Origin of the sequence: Microbispora sp. KK1-11 (assembly GCF_006874435.1) — a bacterium.
GTDB lineage: Bacteria > Actinomycetota > Actinomycetes > Streptosporangiales > Streptosporangiaceae > Microbispora > Microbispora catharanthi.
This window is the reverse complement of record NZ_VIRJ01000024.1, coordinates 111,313-126,566: the sequence shown is the minus strand read 5'-3', so window position 1 is coordinate 126,566 and position 15,254 is coordinate 111,313. Positions and strand designations below refer to the sequence as shown.

At 70.6% G+C, this 15,254-nt stretch carries 18 protein-coding genes; 11 read left to right on the top strand and 7 right to left on the bottom strand.

Annotated features, from left to right (window positions below; genetic code table 11):
* The first annotated feature begins 56 nt into the window (after window positions 1-56).
* Together FLW16_RS29425 and FLW16_RS29420 are read left to right on the top strand one after the other, a co-directional pair.
* Window positions 57-1,235 (top strand): GAF domain-containing sensor histidine kinase, encoded by a 1,179-nt coding sequence (locus FLW16_RS29425; RefSeq protein ID WP_142563383.1) that lies wholly within the window; start codon window positions 57-59, stop codon window positions 1,233-1,235.
* Window positions 1,232-1,855, top strand: a complete 624-nt coding sequence (locus FLW16_RS29420) for a response regulator transcription factor (RefSeq protein ID WP_142563382.1) — start codon at window positions 1,232-1,234, stop codon at window positions 1,853-1,855. Before FLW16_RS29425 ends, FLW16_RS29420 begins: the two co-directional genes overlap by 4 nt.
* Window positions 1,856-1,919: 64 nt before the next feature.
* Here the strand turns inward: FLW16_RS29420 and FLW16_RS29415 are convergent, their stop codons facing one another.
* Window positions 1,920-3,182, bottom strand: coding sequence for an amidohydrolase family protein (locus tag FLW16_RS29415; protein ID WP_142563381.1), 1,263 nt, complete (start codon window positions 3,180-3,182; stop codon window positions 1,920-1,922).
* A 181-nt stretch (window positions 3,183-3,363) separates the two neighbouring features.
* Here FLW16_RS29415 and FLW16_RS29410 point away from each other — a divergent pair, with 181 nt between their 5' ends.
* The 3 genes from FLW16_RS29410 to FLW16_RS29400 all read left to right on the top strand — a co-directional run bounded on the left by FLW16_RS29410 (window position 3,364) and on the right by FLW16_RS29400 (window position 5,328).
* Window positions 3,364-3,843: a MarR family winged helix-turn-helix transcriptional regulator gene (locus FLW16_RS29410; RefSeq protein WP_142563380.1), complete on the top strand. Its 480-nt coding sequence runs from the start codon at window positions 3,364-3,366 to the stop codon at window positions 3,841-3,843.
* Between the two features lie 30 nt (window positions 3,844-3,873).
* Window positions 3,874-4,338: a MarR family winged helix-turn-helix transcriptional regulator gene (locus FLW16_RS29405; RefSeq protein ID WP_142563379.1), complete on the top strand. Its 465-nt coding sequence runs from the start codon at window positions 3,874-3,876 to the stop codon at window positions 4,336-4,338.
* Between the two features lie 81 nt (window positions 4,339-4,419).
* Window positions 4,420-5,328, top strand: a complete 909-nt coding sequence (locus FLW16_RS29400; RefSeq protein ID WP_142563378.1) for an LLM class flavin-dependent oxidoreductase — start codon at window positions 4,420-4,422, stop codon at window positions 5,326-5,328.
* Window positions 5,329-5,345: 17 nt separating this feature from the next.
* On the opposite strand, the gene FLW16_RS29395 is transcribed toward FLW16_RS29400, so the two are convergent.
* Window positions 5,346-6,071 (bottom strand): hypothetical protein, encoded by a 726-nt coding sequence (locus FLW16_RS29395; RefSeq protein ID WP_396686831.1) that lies wholly within the window; start codon window positions 6,069-6,071, stop codon window positions 5,346-5,348.
* A 71-nt stretch (window positions 6,072-6,142) separates the two neighbouring features.
* Here FLW16_RS29395 and FLW16_RS29390 point away from each other — a divergent pair, with 71 nt between their 5' ends.
* Genes FLW16_RS29390 through FLW16_RS29380 form a run of 3 tightly spaced genes read left to right on the top strand, consistent with a single transcriptional unit; the run spans window position 6,143 to window position 7,992 of the window.
* Window positions 6,143-6,931, top strand: a complete 789-nt coding sequence (locus tag FLW16_RS29390; protein ID WP_079316427.1) for an ABC transporter ATP-binding protein — start codon at window positions 6,143-6,145, stop codon at window positions 6,929-6,931.
* A 59-nt stretch (window positions 6,932-6,990) separates the two neighbouring features.
* Window positions 6,991-7,740 carry a sulfite exporter TauE/SafE family protein gene (locus FLW16_RS29385; protein ID WP_142563417.1) on the top strand — a complete coding sequence of 250 codons (750 nt, stop codon included), beginning with the start codon at window positions 6,991-6,993 and terminating at the stop codon, window positions 7,738-7,740.
* 6 nt (window positions 7,741-7,746) lie between these two features.
* The gene (locus tag FLW16_RS29380) at window positions 7,747-7,992 is read left to right on the top strand and encodes a hypothetical protein (RefSeq protein WP_205830246.1); all 246 of its coding nucleotides are present in this window, start codon (window positions 7,747-7,749) and stop codon (window positions 7,990-7,992) included.
* A gap of 50 nt (window positions 7,993-8,042) precedes the next feature.
* Here FLW16_RS29380 and FLW16_RS29375 read toward each other — a convergent pair whose 3' ends face one another.
* The 3 genes from FLW16_RS29375 to FLW16_RS29365 all read right to left on the bottom strand — a co-directional run bounded on the left by FLW16_RS29375 (window position 8,043) and on the right by FLW16_RS29365 (window position 9,989).
* Complete coding sequence (locus tag FLW16_RS29375) at window positions 8,043-8,951, bottom strand: Rieske (2Fe-2S) protein (RefSeq protein ID WP_142563376.1); 909 nt, start codon at window positions 8,949-8,951, stop codon at window positions 8,043-8,045.
* Between the two features lie 100 nt (window positions 8,952-9,051).
* On the bottom strand, window positions 9,052-9,603 hold the full coding sequence (locus FLW16_RS29370; protein WP_142563416.1) for an HD family hydrolase: 552 nt from the start codon (window positions 9,601-9,603) through the stop codon (window positions 9,052-9,054).
* Between the two features lie 179 nt (window positions 9,604-9,782).
* A complete protein-coding gene (locus FLW16_RS29365; protein WP_142563375.1) occupies window positions 9,783-9,989 on the bottom strand; it encodes a hypothetical protein in 207 nt (68 codons plus the stop codon).
* Between the two features lie 518 nt (window positions 9,990-10,507).
* Here FLW16_RS29365 and FLW16_RS29360 point away from each other — a divergent pair.
* Both FLW16_RS29360 and FLW16_RS29355 read left to right on the top strand, forming a co-directional pair.
* Window positions 10,508-11,365, top strand: coding sequence for a helix-turn-helix transcriptional regulator (locus tag FLW16_RS29360; RefSeq protein ID WP_142563374.1), 858 nt, complete (start codon window positions 10,508-10,510; stop codon window positions 11,363-11,365).
* 63 nt (window positions 11,366-11,428) lie between these two features.
* A complete protein-coding gene (locus tag FLW16_RS29355; protein ID WP_185949640.1) occupies window positions 11,429-11,635 on the top strand; it encodes a DUF397 domain-containing protein in 207 nt (68 codons plus the stop codon).
* A 191-nt stretch (window positions 11,636-11,826) separates the two neighbouring features.
* Here FLW16_RS29355 and FLW16_RS29350 read toward each other — a convergent pair whose 3' ends face one another.
* Together FLW16_RS29350 and FLW16_RS29345 are read right to left on the bottom strand one after the other, a co-directional pair.
* Window positions 11,827-13,275 (bottom strand): catalase, encoded by a 1,449-nt coding sequence (locus FLW16_RS29350; RefSeq protein ID WP_142563372.1) that lies wholly within the window; start codon window positions 13,273-13,275, stop codon window positions 11,827-11,829.
* A 68-nt stretch (window positions 13,276-13,343) separates the two neighbouring features.
* Window positions 13,344-13,787: a Fur family transcriptional regulator gene (locus FLW16_RS29345; RefSeq protein WP_142563371.1), complete on the bottom strand. Its 444-nt coding sequence runs from the start codon at window positions 13,785-13,787 to the stop codon at window positions 13,344-13,346.
* 118 nt (window positions 13,788-13,905) lie between these two features.
* On the opposite strand from FLW16_RS29345, the gene FLW16_RS29340 reads away from it, so the two are divergent.
* Complete coding sequence (locus FLW16_RS29340) at window positions 13,906-14,994, top strand: CapA family protein (protein WP_142563370.1); 1,089 nt, start codon at window positions 13,906-13,908, stop codon at window positions 14,992-14,994.
* Window positions 14,995-15,254: the final 260 nt, after the last annotated feature.

The window sequence follows — 15,254 nt, the reverse complement described above, 5'->3', positions numbered from 1 at the left end:
GGTCTAGGTCCTGCGCCCGACGCGGGCCCCTCGGACGTGCACCTAGTCTGTGTCCCGTGTCCGAGCCTGCCGACCCCGCTGCCGCCTCCGCGCGGGACCGCGACGCGGTGCTGCACGCGGTCAGCTCGGCCGTGCTCGCCGTCACCCGCCACCTGTCGGTCCGCGAGGTCCTCCAGGTGATCGTGCGGTCCGCGGCGCGGCTGCTCGACGCGAAATACGCCGCGCTCGGCGTGCCGGACGACGACGGCGCGTTCGCCGAGTTCGTCGCCGAGGGCATCTCCGACGAGCAGTGGGCGGCCATAGGGCCCACCCCGCGCCAGCACGGCATGCTGGGCGCGATGCTCCGCGAGGGGACGCCGGTGCGGCTGCCCGACATCCGAAGAGATCCCCGGTTCGAGTGGTGGCCGAAGGCCCATCCCATCCTCAAGGACTTCCTCGGTGTGCCGATCACGGACGGCGGCACGGTCCTCGGGATCATCTTCCTGTCCAACAAGCGGACGCCCGGCGGGTTCGACGAGGCCGACGAGGAACTGCTGACGTTGTTCGCGGCGCACGCCGCCATCGCGATCACCAACGCTCGGCTGTACGAGCGGGGGCGCGAGCTCACGGTCGTCGAGGAACGCACCCGGATGGCCCGCGAACTGCACGACGCCGTCAGCCAGAAGTTGTTCTCGCTGCGGCTGACCGCGCGGACCGCCGCAGCGCTCGCGCGTACGGACCCCGAGCGGGCGGCCGAGGCGATCGAGCGGGTCGAGCGGATGGCGGGAGAGGCGCTGACCGAGCTGCGCGCGGTGATCGTGGAGCTGCGCCCGGCCGAGCTGGACCGGCACGGCCTGGTGGAGAGCCTGCGCAAGCAGGCGGCCCTCCTCGACCGCCTGCATCCCATGACGGTCGCGTTCTCGGCCGAGGGCGAGGCGCCTGACGAACACGGCCTCGACCTGGCGCCCGAGATCGAGGTCGCCGTGCTCCGGGTCGCCCAGGAGGCGCTGCACAACGCCGTACGGCACGCCGGGGCCGCCCGAATCGACATACGGCTCGCGCACCGGGAGGACGCGCTGGTGCTCGAGGTGACCGACGACGGCGTCGGATTCGACAGCGCCGGACCCAACGGGGCAGGCGTGCACGGCTTGGGGCTGCCGTCGATGAGCGACCGGGCCCAGGCCGTCGGCGGCACGCTGACGGTCTCCTCCGCGCCCGGCCGAGGCACGACCGTACGACTGGAGGTGCCCGCGTGATCCGCGTGCTCATCGCCGACGACCACCCCGTCGTACGGCAGGGCCTGCGTACGTTCCTGGAGATCCAGGAGGACATCAGCGTCGTGGGGGAGGCGGCCGACGGCGCCGAGGCGGTCGAGATGACCGGCGCGCTCGCCCCCGACGTGCTGCTGCTCGATCTGAAGATGCCGGTGCTCGACGGCCTCGGCGCGCTCGCGGAGCTGTCCGGCCGGGACGTGCGGGTGATCGTCCTCACCTCGGTCAGCGACCGCGGCGACGTGGCTCCGGCCATGCGGGCGGGCGCGGCGGGCTTCCTCTACAAGGACGTGGACCCCGGCGCCCTCGTCCAGGCGATCCGGGCCGTGTACGGCGGGCAGGTCCTGCTCGCGCCGGAGGCAGCCGAGGCGATGCTGGCCGGCCCGGCGGACCGCGAGCAGGACGGGGCGGGGGCCGCGCTGACCGACCGGGAACGCGAGGTGCTGCGGCTGCTCGCCTCCGGCCGTTCCAACCGCGAGATCGCCCGTGAGCTCGTGGTGGCGGAGAAGACCGTGAAGACCCACGTCTCCAACGTGCTCATGAAGCTCGGCGTGCAGGACCGCACCCAGGCCGCGCTCTTCGCCGTACGCCACGGCCTCGCCTGAGCGTCCGCCGGCTCACCCGGCCCACTCACCCGGCCCGCTCACCCGGCCCGCTCACCCGGCCCGCTCACCCCGCCAGGCGGGCGCCGCGCCGCCAGACGGCCCGGATGTTCAGGGTGTCGCCGATGACCGTGGTGGGGTCGCCGTCGACCAGGAGGAGGTCGGCGCGCAGCCCCGGGGCGATGCGCCCGCGGTCGTCCAGCCGGAACCGCCGGGCGGTGGCGCCGGTCGCGGCGTGGAGCGCCGCGGACGGGGCGAGGCCGGCGCGGACGAGGTACCCCAGTTCGTGGTGCACGCTCGCGCCGTGGGCCAGCCCGCCGAGGAACGGCACGGGAATGGAGGTGTCGGTGCCGACAAGAATGTCCACACCGGCCTCGTGCAGGGCCGCGACGGACGCCAGCACGTCGTCGAGCCTGCCCTCGGGGTAGCGGTTGAAGCTGCCGCGCAGGGTCTTGTCCCACCGGTCGTCGAGACGCCTGCTCACCCGCGGGTCATCGGCCAGCGCCTCGCCGGTCATCCCCATCAGCGAGGCGTTCAGGCACACGCAGGCGACGACGAAGGCGCCGGAGTCGGCGATCATCCGGATGATCTCGGGGGTGTGCGGGCGGTCCATGAACAGGTGGGCGAGGCCGTCCACACCCGCCTCGATCGCCATGCGGGTGGCGTCGACGGTGAGCGCGTGGGCGATGGCGAGCATTCCGTGCCGGTGGGCCTCCGCGACGCCGGCGTTCAGCGTCGCCTGGTCGAGCATGGGCAGGCCCGGATGCCCCTCGACCGTCCCGTCGTCGACCATGAACTTGATGTAGTCCGAGCCCGAGGCCACGAGGCGAGGGATCCACGCCACCGCCTCCTCGGGGGTGGTCACGTGCGGCACTGGAGGAGGGCCCGCCTGCCACCGGTCACCGGGCCCGCCGTTCTCCGCGGACGCCTCGCCGCCGCGCCCGAGGAAGGGGCGGATGTCGAAGTCCTCGGGGACCAGTTCGCTGGGATGCCCGCCCGGCGCCGTGAGGCCGAAGCCGGCGGAGCGGACGTCGGCGAACGTGTCGTCGTCCTCGATGTGGGCGCGGCTGTGCCGGGTGTGCCCGCCCTGCATCTCGAGTTCCGTCGTCACGCCGAACGTCAGGGCGAGCGCGAGGGAGTCCTCGCTGGTGTGGACGTGCGCGTCGATCAGGCCGGGGAGAAGGGTCGCCCCTGCGGCGTCGACGACCTCGGCGTCGGAGGGCATGTCCCCTCCCACGGCGAGGATCCGCCCGTCGCCGACGAGGACCCCGGCGGGGCCGATCGGCCTCTCGCCGTCGAACACCCGGGCGTTGACGATGGCTGTCTTCATGGTCCTTCCGATCTGCCGAGGCGATGCATAGGGACCTATGTAAACAGATACATAGGCCCCTATGCAATTGCCGCGTCCGGTGTCGATAGCCTTTTGCCGGGCGGGGGCGGACGGGTGCCCGCGGGGGCCTGCCGTCACGTGCCCATGGCGGACGGCCGGGTGGATCGGGAGAGGGGCGCCGATGGAGGGCGAGGAGGAGCGGTGGGTTCCGGAGCGCTATGTCGCCTTCTGGATCAACAGCTCGTCGCGGAAGGTGATCCGCCTCCATGAGCTGCGGCTGCGTCCCCTCGGGCTGAGCATGGCCAACGCCGCGGTGCTCCTGACGCTGGCCGAGGGCGGCCCGCTGTCGCAGAAGGACCTCACCCGGTTGGCGCGGGTCGAACAGCCGACGATGGCCGAGATGCTGTCGCGGATGGAGCGCGACGGTCTGGTGTGCCGGCAGCGCAATCCCCGTGACCGGCGAGGGAGTCTCTTCTCCGTCACCGACCTGGCGCGGGAACACCTCGACCTGGTGCGCGAGGCGCTCGTCCAGGGGGAGCGGGACGCGCTGTCCGGTCTCACCGGGGAGGAGGCGGAGCAACTGATCCGGCTGCTCCGGCGGGTGGCCGACAACGTGGACAGGGCCGCCGCCCCGCTCCAGTCACCCGAGAGAAAAGGGTAGTTCGTCTCGCGAATTGGTTACTCTGGGCCGGTGAGCAAGGATGTCGGCGGCCAGATCGGGACGGTGGCCGCACTGGTGCGGTCCACGTTCCTGGTGAACGCCGTGTATGCGAATTCCGCCCGGGAGTACGGCCTCACCCAGCAGCAGGGCCAGTTGTTGTGCGTCCTGATGGCGCAGCCCTACGGCATGAGCGAACTGGGCGCGGTGCTCGGCCTGGCGAAGTCGAGCCTGACCGGTCTGGTGGACCGCAGCGAGCGCAACGGACTGGTGCAACGCACTCCCGACCCGCAGGACTCCCGTGCGGTGCGGGTGTCGCTCACCGGGCAGGGCGCCGAACTGGCCGACGAGTTCTACGCCGAGACCTGCCGCCGCGTCGAGGAACTGGCCTCGGGGCTGGCGCCGGCGGAGCGCGACACGCTCGCCGCCCTGCTCGGCCGTGTCGTGACCGACAACAAGGTTCCCACCGTCTTCCTGGAACCGGACGCCACACGCTGAATCCGAGAAGGGATTGCAGTTCGTGCCACGAACTATTATGTTCGTGGCACGAACTACGGTCCTTCGTGGAAAGGTGGAACCTTGTCGGCACATGACGTCGTCTTCGGGTTCGGCGCGCATTCCGGCATCGAGGACATACCCGAGCTGTTGCGCATGGTCCAGCAGGCCGACCGGGACGGGCTCGACATCTTCACGTTGTCGGACCATCCCTACCTCGGCGGACGCGTGGACGCCTACGCCGCGCTGGGTTTCATCCTCGGGCGTACGCGGCACATCGCCGGCTTCGCCAACGTCACCAACCTGCCGACCCGGCCCGCTCCCATGCTGGCCAGGACGGTGACGTCGTTGTCGGCGCTGTCGGGCGGCCGGGTCGTGCTCGGCATGGGCGCGGGCGGGTTGTGGGATCGCATCGCCGACATGGGGGTGCCGCGGCTGTCACCCGGCGACGCCGTGGACGCCTTCGAGGAGGCGATCGTCCTGGTCAAGCTGCTGTCCGGCGGCGGCCCTCCGGTCACCTATCAGGGCAAGCACTACCAGGTGAACCGGATCGAGCCGGCCCCCGTGCCCGCGCCGCCCGTGTGGACCGGATCGGTCGGCCGCAAATCCCTGGCCGCCACCGGCCGGGTGGCCGACGGCTGGATCCCCGGCCACGCGGCCGACTGGCTGAGCGAGCGCTATCGCACGTCGCGGCCGGTCATCGACGAGGCGGCGGCGTCCGTCGGGCGCGATCCGCGCGAGATCCGCACGGTCTTCAACTTCCCCGGCCGCATCACCGACCGGCCGCTGCCCGCCACCCGTGACTCCGAGGGCCGCTGGATCGGCGGCTCCGTCGGGCAGTGGGTCGAGGAGCTGACCGGGGCCGTGCTGGAGCACGGCGCGTCGGGCTTCACGCTCTTCTCCGCCGACCACGGCGCCCCCGACCTCACCCTCCTGGCCCGCTGGGCCCAGGACGTCGTGCCCGCCGTCCGCGAGGCGATCGCGAAGCGGTGAGCCGGTCCGGGCGCGCGTCAGACCTGGGATTCGACGATCGCGTTGTGCGCGGCCACCCTGGCCCGCCGTACGGCACGGTCGAGGTCGCGCAGGGCCTGCCCGCGGGCGGCGATCTGCCCGGAGGTGAGCCCCCGCTCGTCGGCGAGGCGGAGCGCGGCCGACAGCCGGGCGGCGAGGGCGCCGACCCGGTGCGCCCTGCCGGGATAGCCGGGGGCGAGCGCCTCGCCCGCGCGGTCGAGCATGTCCGGCACCGGGAAGCCCTGCGCCGGGCCGCCCACGCCCAGCAGCGCCTCGGTGGCGGCCATCATGCTGGTCCGCAGCGCCTGCTCCGCCTCGGCCAGCGACGGCACGTCGGGCGGGACGGCCGAGGCCTCGGCCACGGTCCAGCGGATTCCGGAGTACGACGAGCCGCGCCGGTCGGCGGACGGCACGAGACCGAGACACCGGCCGGACAACACGGCCACGACGGCCTGGCCCGCGTCGATCGCGGCGCCGTTGAAGGCGGGCGGACCGGTGAGCCCGAGCGGGTCGCCGGGCACCGGCAGGGCCAGCCGGAACGCGCCGAGGCCTTCGATCCGCCGGTCGACGAGGTAGGCGAGCAGGGGGGTCTCGACGTCATCCGTCGCCACCACCTGGGGCCCGGCCTCGCTCTCGACGCGGTCGAGGGCGTGCTCCAGGCTCACGTGTCCCCCGAGCCAGGCATTGCCCCAGGCGACGAGCGTGGCGGAGATCGGTGAATCGATGCGCACCCGATCCACGATATGTGGTCGGACTGCCATAGTTTTATCTCAGCGAACCACGGGAGGGGGACCACATGGGCGGTCAGGTGCTTCAGCTGCAGGACGTGGCCGTCCGCAGGGACGGCGCCGCTCTGCTGCGCGGCATCGACTGGAGCGTCCGGGAAGACGAGCGCTGGGTGGTGATCGGGCCCAACGGCGCGGGGAAGACGACGCTGCTCCAGGTGGCCGCATCGCTGCTGTTCCCGTCCGAGGGCTCGGTGGAGATCCTCGGCGAGCGGCTCGGCCAGACGGACGTGTTCGACCTGCGGCCCCGGATCGGCCTGGCCAGCGCGGCCCTGTCGGAGCGCATCCCGCCGGACGAGAAGGTCATCGACCTCGTGCTCACCGCGTCGTACGCGATCCTGGGCCGGTGGACGGAGGAGTACGACTCCCACGACGTCACCCGGGCGGTCGAGCTCATCGACCAGCTCGGCTGCGCCCACCTGATCCGGCGGCGCTTCGGGACCCTGTCGGAGGGCGAGCGCAAGCGGGTGCAGATCGCCCGGGCGCTTATGCCGGACCCCGAGCTGCTGCTGCTCGACGAGCCCGCCGCCGGGCTCGACGTCGCGGGCCGCGAGGACCTCGTACGCCGCCTCGGCGCGCTGGCCCGGGACCCGAAGTCGCCCACGATGGTGCTGGTCACCCACCACGTGGAGGAGATCCCGGCCGGGTTCACCCACGTGCTGCTGCTGCGGCACGGCTCTGTGGTCGACCAGGGGCCGATCGACTCGGTGATGACGCCGGAGAACCTGTCCGCGACCTTCGGCGTGCCGCTGCACCTCGACCGCGGCCAGGAGGGCCGCTGGTACGCCCGTCCCCTCTGACCTCCACGCGGAGCCCGGCGCCTACCCTTGGCGGATAGCCGTACGAGGGAGAGGTGCGAGTGACGCCGTGGGAGGCGGCCGCGGTCTTCGCGGCCGGTGTCGGGGCCGGGGCCATCAACGCCGTCGTGGGATCGGGTTCGCTCATCACGTTCCCGACGATGCTGGCCGTCGGCTTCCCGCCGATCGTCGCGAACGTGTCCAACAACGTCGGGCTCGTGCCCGGCGGCGTGACCGGGGTGCTCGGCTACCGCGCCGAACTCAAGGGCCAGCGCGAGCGGCTGCTCCGGCTCGGCGTCGCGTCCGTGATCGGCTCGCTCACCGGCGGAGTGCTGCTCCTGATCCTGCCCGCCGAGGCGTTCAAGGTCATCGTCCCGGTGCTCATCGCGGTTGCCTGCCTCCTCGTGGTGTTCCAGCCGAGGATCAACGAGTGGCTGGCCGTACGGCGCAGGCCCCACCCCCACGGCGGGCCGTGGCTGTGGCTGGGCGTCCTGGGCGCGGGCATGTACGGCGGCTACTTCGGCGCCGCCCAGGGAATCGTGCTGATCGGCCTGCTCGGCAGCTTCCTCGACGAGGACCTGCAACGGGTGAACGCGGCGAAGAACCTGCTGTCGCTGCTGGTCAACGCCACGGCGGCGGTGCTGTTCGCGTTCATCGCGCCGGTGGACTGGGCCGCCGTGCTGATGGTCGCGCTCGGTTCGGCCGTCGGCGGCTTCCTCGGCGCCCGCCTGGGCCGCCGGCTCCCCGCACCCTTGCTGCGGGGATTCATTGTTGTCGTGGGAATCGTGGCGATAGTGAAGCTGGTGTCCTGAAAGGGTATGTCTGCCCTTGTGAAGGGCGACCGGGTGGAGATCGTCATCGATGCGGGGGGCACCCCGCGCACCTACGAGGTGGTCGCGACCAGGGCGGGCCGCCGGATCGAGATCACGACGGGCCGCGGAGTGGTCGAGGTCACCGAGGTCACGCGGGCGGGCACTCCCGTCCGCACCGCGAGGTTCATGTCCAACCGCGTCCTCGCGCTGGTCGAACATCCCGCCGACGACCGCGGCCCGGACACCGGCTGACCCGGGTCCGGGGCGCGGAACGCGCCGATGTGGGATTACGCGATGTGGGATTACTCCGCGGGACGGACCTGGACGACGCCGTCCTGCCGCAGCCGGGTCTGAAAAGCCGGCTGGCGCGACGTCGCGGGACCGTGCATGACCCGGCCGTCCGAGATGCGGAAGGCGCTGCCGTGCCACGGGCAGACGATGCAGGCCTGGCCCTCCTCCATCGCGACCCGCCCCTGGTGGAGAGGGCCGGCGAGGTGGGAGCAGTTGTCCGCGAGCACGCTCACGTCGTCGCCGAGGCGCAGGACGAAAAGGTCGATGTAGCCGAGCCGCCGCCGGACCGGCCGCCCGTTGGGCAGGTCCTTGAGCGCGCACAGGTCGTGCCAGCCGAGCGGCATGAGGTGGCCGACCGACTCCGCGTGATTGGCCCCGGCGGCCTGGCGATAGGACATGTGGCTGCCGAGGTGCGCACCCGCGGAGGCCGCCGCAAGTCCCGCATACGCCAGCATGCGCCCGGCGCGTTCGCGTCCCGTCACCCGTAAGAAAAGAGAGCCCGTGTAGCAGAGCGCCGCGGCGGCGTTCGTCATGGCGTGCACCAAGCCCACGCGCTGCTGTTCGCGATGGAGGGTGGACCAATCCGTGAGGCCGGCCGCCACCGTGGGAACGGCGCTGCCCAGTCCCGCCAGGATCAGCGTCCGCGCCGCGCGTGAGCCCGTCTTGGTCATGTCCACCACGCTCGCCGACAGCCAGCAGCCGAAGGTCGTCACGGCGAGCGCCGGGTGCAGCGGGTGTCCCATGGGCACGCCGTGCAGGACGTCCCGGAGCCTGCCCGGGCCGAGTCTGCGGCGGACCTTCTTGGATATGACGGTGATCGGCCGATCGAGCACGGTGGCCCGCTCGAGCCCGTCGAGGAGCTCTGCCGAAGGGACCCTCCGTGCCGTCCGGCCCGAACGCGGCCTGGTCGTCTCTTCCATATCTCGCCCCCTAACACGGGATCACGTACCCCCGCGTCACAGGTGTGAACATGGACAGGCATGAGACGGTATATGCGAGTTTCGGCCGGGACGCTCCCGGTCAGGGTGCCAGATGACCCCGGGCGACCGAGCCGGCGACCAGCCTCGCGGCGTACTCGCCGAGCGTGGGTGACCCCTCCTCGATGAGCCGCACCTTCTCCATCACCTGACGGGCCGTCACCTTGTAGAGCGGCCAGGTGCCGCCCTCGTTGTGGTGGTTGGCGATGATCGGCGCGAGCCGGTCGAGCGCCCTGGCGAACCTCGCCTCCGGTGTGCGCCGCTCCTCGAACTCGTCCCACAGGCCGCGCAGCCGCGCCCCCTGGTCCTCCGGTAGCAGCCCGAAGATCCGGTCGGCCGCCGCGCGTTCGAGGGCGGCCTGCCCCTCGACCGCGACGGGGTCGTAGATGAAGGTGTCGCCGGCGTCGATCTCCACGATGTCGTGGACGAGCAGCATCGCGACCACCCTGGGGATATCGGTTTCCGGGGGAGCGTGCTCGGCCAGCGTCATCGCCATCATGGCCAGATGCCAGGAGTGCTCGGCATCGTTCTCCCGGCGCGAGCCGTCGATCAGCGAGTTCCGGCGGATGACGCGCTTCAGCTTGTCGATCTCCATGTGGAAGGCGAGCTGAGACTGCAGCCGTTCGTGGATGAGCGCGGTCGTCACCCGCGCAAGCCTAACCGGTCACGATCAGTTCGTCCCCGATCCGGCGCCGCGCGCCGTCCGGTCCATGAAACGCACGCCCTTCTCCCGCCAGGCGACGCGGCCCGCCTTGTCGTACGGTGAACCGGGCGTCAGACGGTGAAGAGGCGGCCGACCTCCTCCAGTTCGCGTACGAGGTCGAAGCGGGGGTCGCGGTAGTGGCGGGCGCCGAAGCCGGTGCGGCTCACCGTCCATTTCAGTTCGCGCGCCCACCTGTCCTGGTCGGCGCACAGCGCCAGGTCGGCCATCGTCATCCGGCTTTTGATCAGTGATAACCAGGCGGCACCGGGGGGATTCACCAAGAGACTCCTTTCGGAGGGGTGCCAAGTGGAGATCTCGTCGTCCTGAATTCGTCGTACGGAGGGCGCGTTCCATCCCAGGAACGGCCTATTCGTGTTCGCTGCTCGTGCGATGCGAGCGCCGCGACGCCCGCCGAATGTCGAAATCCCGCTGGCCCGGATGCCTCCCGTTGTCACGCGCACCCGAAGCGGCCGGCGCCCCTCGCCGGGCGCGTGCCCCGGATGGGGAAACGGGTCTCGGAGTATTTCGCCGGCGACCGCCGGCGCCCCCACACTCCGGAAGACCCTTCCCGCATCGATCGTGACTCAGGACGCAATGCCCTGCAATACTTGACGAAAAGAAATCCGCAAGAATCTTGTGCGGATACGCTGCAAATCACGGTGCAAGTTGCACGAGCGGGCGCGGTAATCTTCGAACAGGGCGCCCCTCACCCGAGCGCCCGATCCGCCAGGGCGCGCCCACCATCCGTGCGTCCACCGCAACCACCGGATTCACCGGATGAAGGAGGTCGGCAGGGGTGCCCGAGCACGGCAGTCCCACCGTCCGCCGCCGTCGGCTGGGGCAGGAACTGCGCCGGTTACGCGAGCGCGCCGATCTGACGGGCGACCAGGTCGCCGCCCGGCTCGGCTGGTCGGCAGCGAAGATCAGCAGAATCGAGACGGCGCGCACATCGCCTCGCGTGAGCGATGTTGAGGCACTTCTAGTGATCTACATGGTAGATTCCCGCCAACGCCAAGAGCTGCTCGCCCTGCACCGGGACGCGACCCGGAAGGGCTGGTGGGAGGATTACCGCGACTCCCTGCCCAAGGAATACACGACGTTCCTGGGCCTGGAGGCCGAGGCCACGGCGGCACGTGACTGGGAACCCCAGGTGGTGCCGGGTCTGTTCCAGACAGAGGCGTACGTCCGAGCCATGATGGAGAGCGGACAACGGAGCACCCTTGAGGCGCCGGGCGGCGTCCGCAGCCGGATCGAGGTCCGGATGGCGCGCCAGCAGGCGGTTCTCAGGGCGGAGAGCCCGCTGGCCATCTCGGCCGTTCTGGAGGAGTCGGTCCTGCTGCGCCGGTTCGGCGACCACGAGGTGATGCGGGAACAGCTCAGGCGGTTGATCGAGGTGTCAGAGCTGCCGAACGTCGAGTTGCGGATCCTGCCGCTCGACGCGGACCACCCGATCAACACCGGGGCGTTCTCCCACCTCAAGCTGCCCGAGTTCCACGACGTCGTGTACCTGGAGGCACTCCTGGGCGGGCGTCTGGTCGAGGACGAGGCGATCGTCTACCGGTACGAGGTGGCATTCGACTACCTGGAGACGAAGGCTCTCGACGTGGACGAGTCCCGCCGGTTCTTGGAGAAAACTGTCCGTCACTGGCGCTAGCCAGCTCTAGACCGCCCCGGAAACCCGCGCGAAATGATTTCCGGGGGGAGAGAAACATTGTCCATGAACTCGATTGACCTGTCCGGCGCCGCCTGGTGGAAGAGCAGCCGGAGCGCCAACAACTGCGCCTGTGTGGAAGTGGCCGTACTGCCCGACGGCCACGTGGGTGTGCGCGACAGCAAGGACCAGGACGGTCCCGCTCTCGTCTTCACCTCCGCGGAATGGGACGCGTTCATCGGTGGCGTGAAGGACGGCGAGTTCGACCTTTGACGAGTTCGGCCTTTGCCGAATTCCACCTTCAGCGAGTCCGGCCTTTGTGAGCAGGCCTTCCGCGAGGCGAGTCCGGCCGGATATTCCGACCTCGGAGAACGGCGCCTGCGGGGCGCTCGTGACGACGGTCGCGGACGCGCGTACGGCCCGCGCCCGGAAAGGGGCGCGAGCCGTACGTGAGGGGGAGGGGGTCAGGCGACGCCGAGCCCCTGCGCGACGCGCTGGCCGAGGTCCTTGTGGATGTTGGTCCAGTAGTCGACCACGCGCTTCTTCATGTCGGCGGTGACCTCGGGAGCCGAGGCGTGGCCGACGATGTTGCTCACCATGTGGTCGCGGTCGACGTCCGAGAGCACGTTCTCCCACAGCGCGCGCGGCTGGACGTAGTCGTCGTCCTCGCGGTGCCTGACGTGGGCGCTCCGGACGATCTCACCGGTGACCCGGTAGTTCTCGCCCTCGTAGAGCGACGGGTCGGCCGCGGGGCCGTTGACGCTGTTCGGCGCGTAGACCGGGTCGCCCGGGTTGCGGTAGCGCATCTGGCCGTCGCGGTTGTAGCTGTGCACGGGCACCTTCGGCGCGTTGACCGGAAGCTGCAGGTAGTTCGGCCCGATGCGGTAGCGGTGGGCGTCCGGGTAGGAGAACAGGCGGCCCTGGAGCATCTTGTCCGGGGAGGGCCCGACGCCCGGCACCAGGTTCGCCGGCTCGAAGCCCGCCTGCTCGACCTCGGCGAAGTAGTTCTCCGGGTTGCGGTTCAGCACGAACCGGCCGATGGTGATCTCCGGGTAGTCGGAGTGCGGCCAGACCTTGGTGAGGTCGAACGGGTTGAACCGGTAGTCCGCCGCGTCCTCGAACGGCATGATCTGGACGTTGACCTTCCAGGCCGGATGGTCGCCGTTCCTGATGGCGGTGTGCAGGTCGCGGATGTGGAAGTCCGGGTCCTCCGCCACCAGCGCCCTGGCCTCGGCGTCGGTGAGGTTCTCGATGCCCTGCTCGGTCTTGAAGTGGTACTTGACCCAGAACTTCTCGCCGGCGGCGTTGTACCAGAGGAAGGTGTGCGACCCGAAGCCGTGCATGTGCCGCCACGAGCGCGGCGTGCCGCGGTCGGTCATGAGGAACGACACCTGGTGGGCCGACTCGGGCGACAGCGTCCAGAAGTCCCACTGCATGTTGTTGTCACGCGTGTGGGTGTCGGCGCGGCGCTTCTGCGAGTGGATGAAGTCGGAGAACTTCGACGGGTCGCGGATGAAGAAGATCGGCGTGTTGTTGCCGACGATGTCGTAGTTGCCGTCCTCCGTGTAGAACTTGATCGCGAAGCCGCGGGGGTCGCGCACGGTGTCGGCGCTGCCCAGCTCGCCGGCGACGGTCGAGAACCGCAGGAAGAGCTCGGTCTCCTTGCCCTTCTGGAACAGCGTGGCCTTGGTGTACTGGCTGACGTCCTCGGTGATCCGCAGCACGCCGTACGCGCCGCCGCCCTTGGCGTGCACCACGCGCTCGGGGACCCGCTCCCGGTTGAAGTGGGCCATCTTCTGGATCAGGTAGTGGTCCTGCAGCAGCAGCGGGCCGTTGGGGCCGACGGACAGCGAGAACTCGTCACTGGGAGCGGGAATCCCGGCGTCGGTGGTGGTGATGGGCCTGTCGGTCATGGGGCTGTCCTCCGGGGTCACTTCATGGAACTGCGTGCGGAAAGCGACGGAAAGCAGGGACGCGAGACTCAGACGCGGGCGGAATCGGGCTGGGCGCTGCCGGCCTCGGGCCGGCACGGGGGGCACAGGCCCCAGTAGATGACGTCCGCCTCGTCCACCAGGTAGCCGGCGTCCGACGCCGGCTCCAGGCAGGGCGCGTGCCCCACCGCGCAGTCGACGTCCGTGACTCTTCCGCAACTGCGGCAGACGAGGTGGTGGTGGTTGTCGCCCACCCGCGTCTCGTACCGCGTCGGGCTGCCCGCGGGCTCGATGCGGCGGAGCAGTCCGCCGCGCTGCAACGCGTTCAGCGAGTCGTAGACGGCTTGCAGGGACACCTGGCCGACGCGTTCGCACACACCGCGATGGATGGCTTCCACGTCGAGGTGGTCACCCCCGCACACGGTCTGCATGATCGCCAGCCGTGCCGCGGTCACCCGCAGTCCGGCCTGACGAAGGCGCCCGGCGTCGTCCACAGCCCCCACGTTAGCAGCAAACTTGAATGGTTCAAGTAAAGGAACTCTCCAAGTTACTTGCCTCGGGATCTCCCGCGGGCTCCCCGGATGTCGGCGGAAGGTGGCATGCTCGGGTGCCGTGAGACGTCAGCCCCTCGCCCTGTCCCTGTTCGCCCTCCTCGCGGCTCCCCTCCTCGTCGCGGGGTGCAGCCCGGCGGAGAGCGAGCCCGTCCCCGGCGCGTCGCAACCGGAGGTCAAGACCACGACGCCGTCTCCCAAGCCGCAGCGGCGGCCCTTCACGATCTCCTTCGCGGGCGACGTGCACTTCGAGGGCGTCCTGCGCAACCGGCTCAACGCCGACCCCCGTACGGCGCTCGGGCCGATCGCCGCCGTGCTGCGCAGATCCAACCTCACCGCGCTCAACCTCGAGACCGCCATCACCACCGCCGGTACGCCCGCGCCGGGCAAGCAGTTCACCTTCCGCGCCCCGGCCACGGCGTTCGCCGCGCTCAAGGCCGCCGGGGTGGACGTCGTCACGATGGCCAACAACCACGGCATGGACTACATGGAGAGCGGCCTGCGGGACACGCTCGCCGCGATCAGGTCCTCGAAGTTCCCCGTCATCGGCATCGGCGCGAACGAGACCGAGGCATACCGGCCCTACCGCCGGACGGTCAACGGCAACCGGGTGTCGATCATCGGCGCGACCCAGGTGCTCGACGAGCAGTTCATCCAGGCGTGGACCGCCTCCGGCGACAAGGGCGGGCTCGCCTCGGCCAAGAACGAGCCCCGCCTCCTGCGTGCCGTACGGCAGGCCCGCAAGAACTCCGACACCGTCATCGTGTTCCTGCACTGGGGCACCGAGCTGGTCAAGTGCCCGACGCCGGTGCAGCGGAGCCTGGCGGACAAGCTCGTGGCCGCGGGGGCCGACGTGATCGTGGGCAGCCACGCGCACATCCTGCTGGGCGGAGGTTACTCCGGGCAGTCGTACGTGCAGTACGGCCTGGGCAACTTCGCCTTCTACAACTGGGGTCCGGACACCGGGACGACCGGCGTGCTCACCCTCACGATCAACGGCAGGAAGGTGCTCAAGGACCAGTGGACCCCCGCCCGGATCAACGGGGGCGTGCCGATTCCCGTGACGGGCGGCGCCAGGCAGCAGGCGCTCGGCGCCTACCGTGCGCTGCGCGGCTGCACCGGCCTGTCGGCCGCACCCGCCGACTCCTGACGGCGGTGCGACGGGATTCTTGCCGCAAATCAGACGACTGGTCGATAAGCGCTGACCCAGGCGCGTGAAACATGCAAGATGGGTGAGTGTCCAGCCGGTACGTGAGGGAAGCAGGCGGCCCCGCTTTCGCCGTCGAGCGTTGTGCTGCCGTCGAGACCTGTGCCACCGCCGAGAAATGGGGCCGTGGGGGTGGTGAGGGAATGTCGCCGCGCTCGTCGCATCCCGGTGAGCCGCTGCGCCGGCGTCCTTCGCAGCGTCGC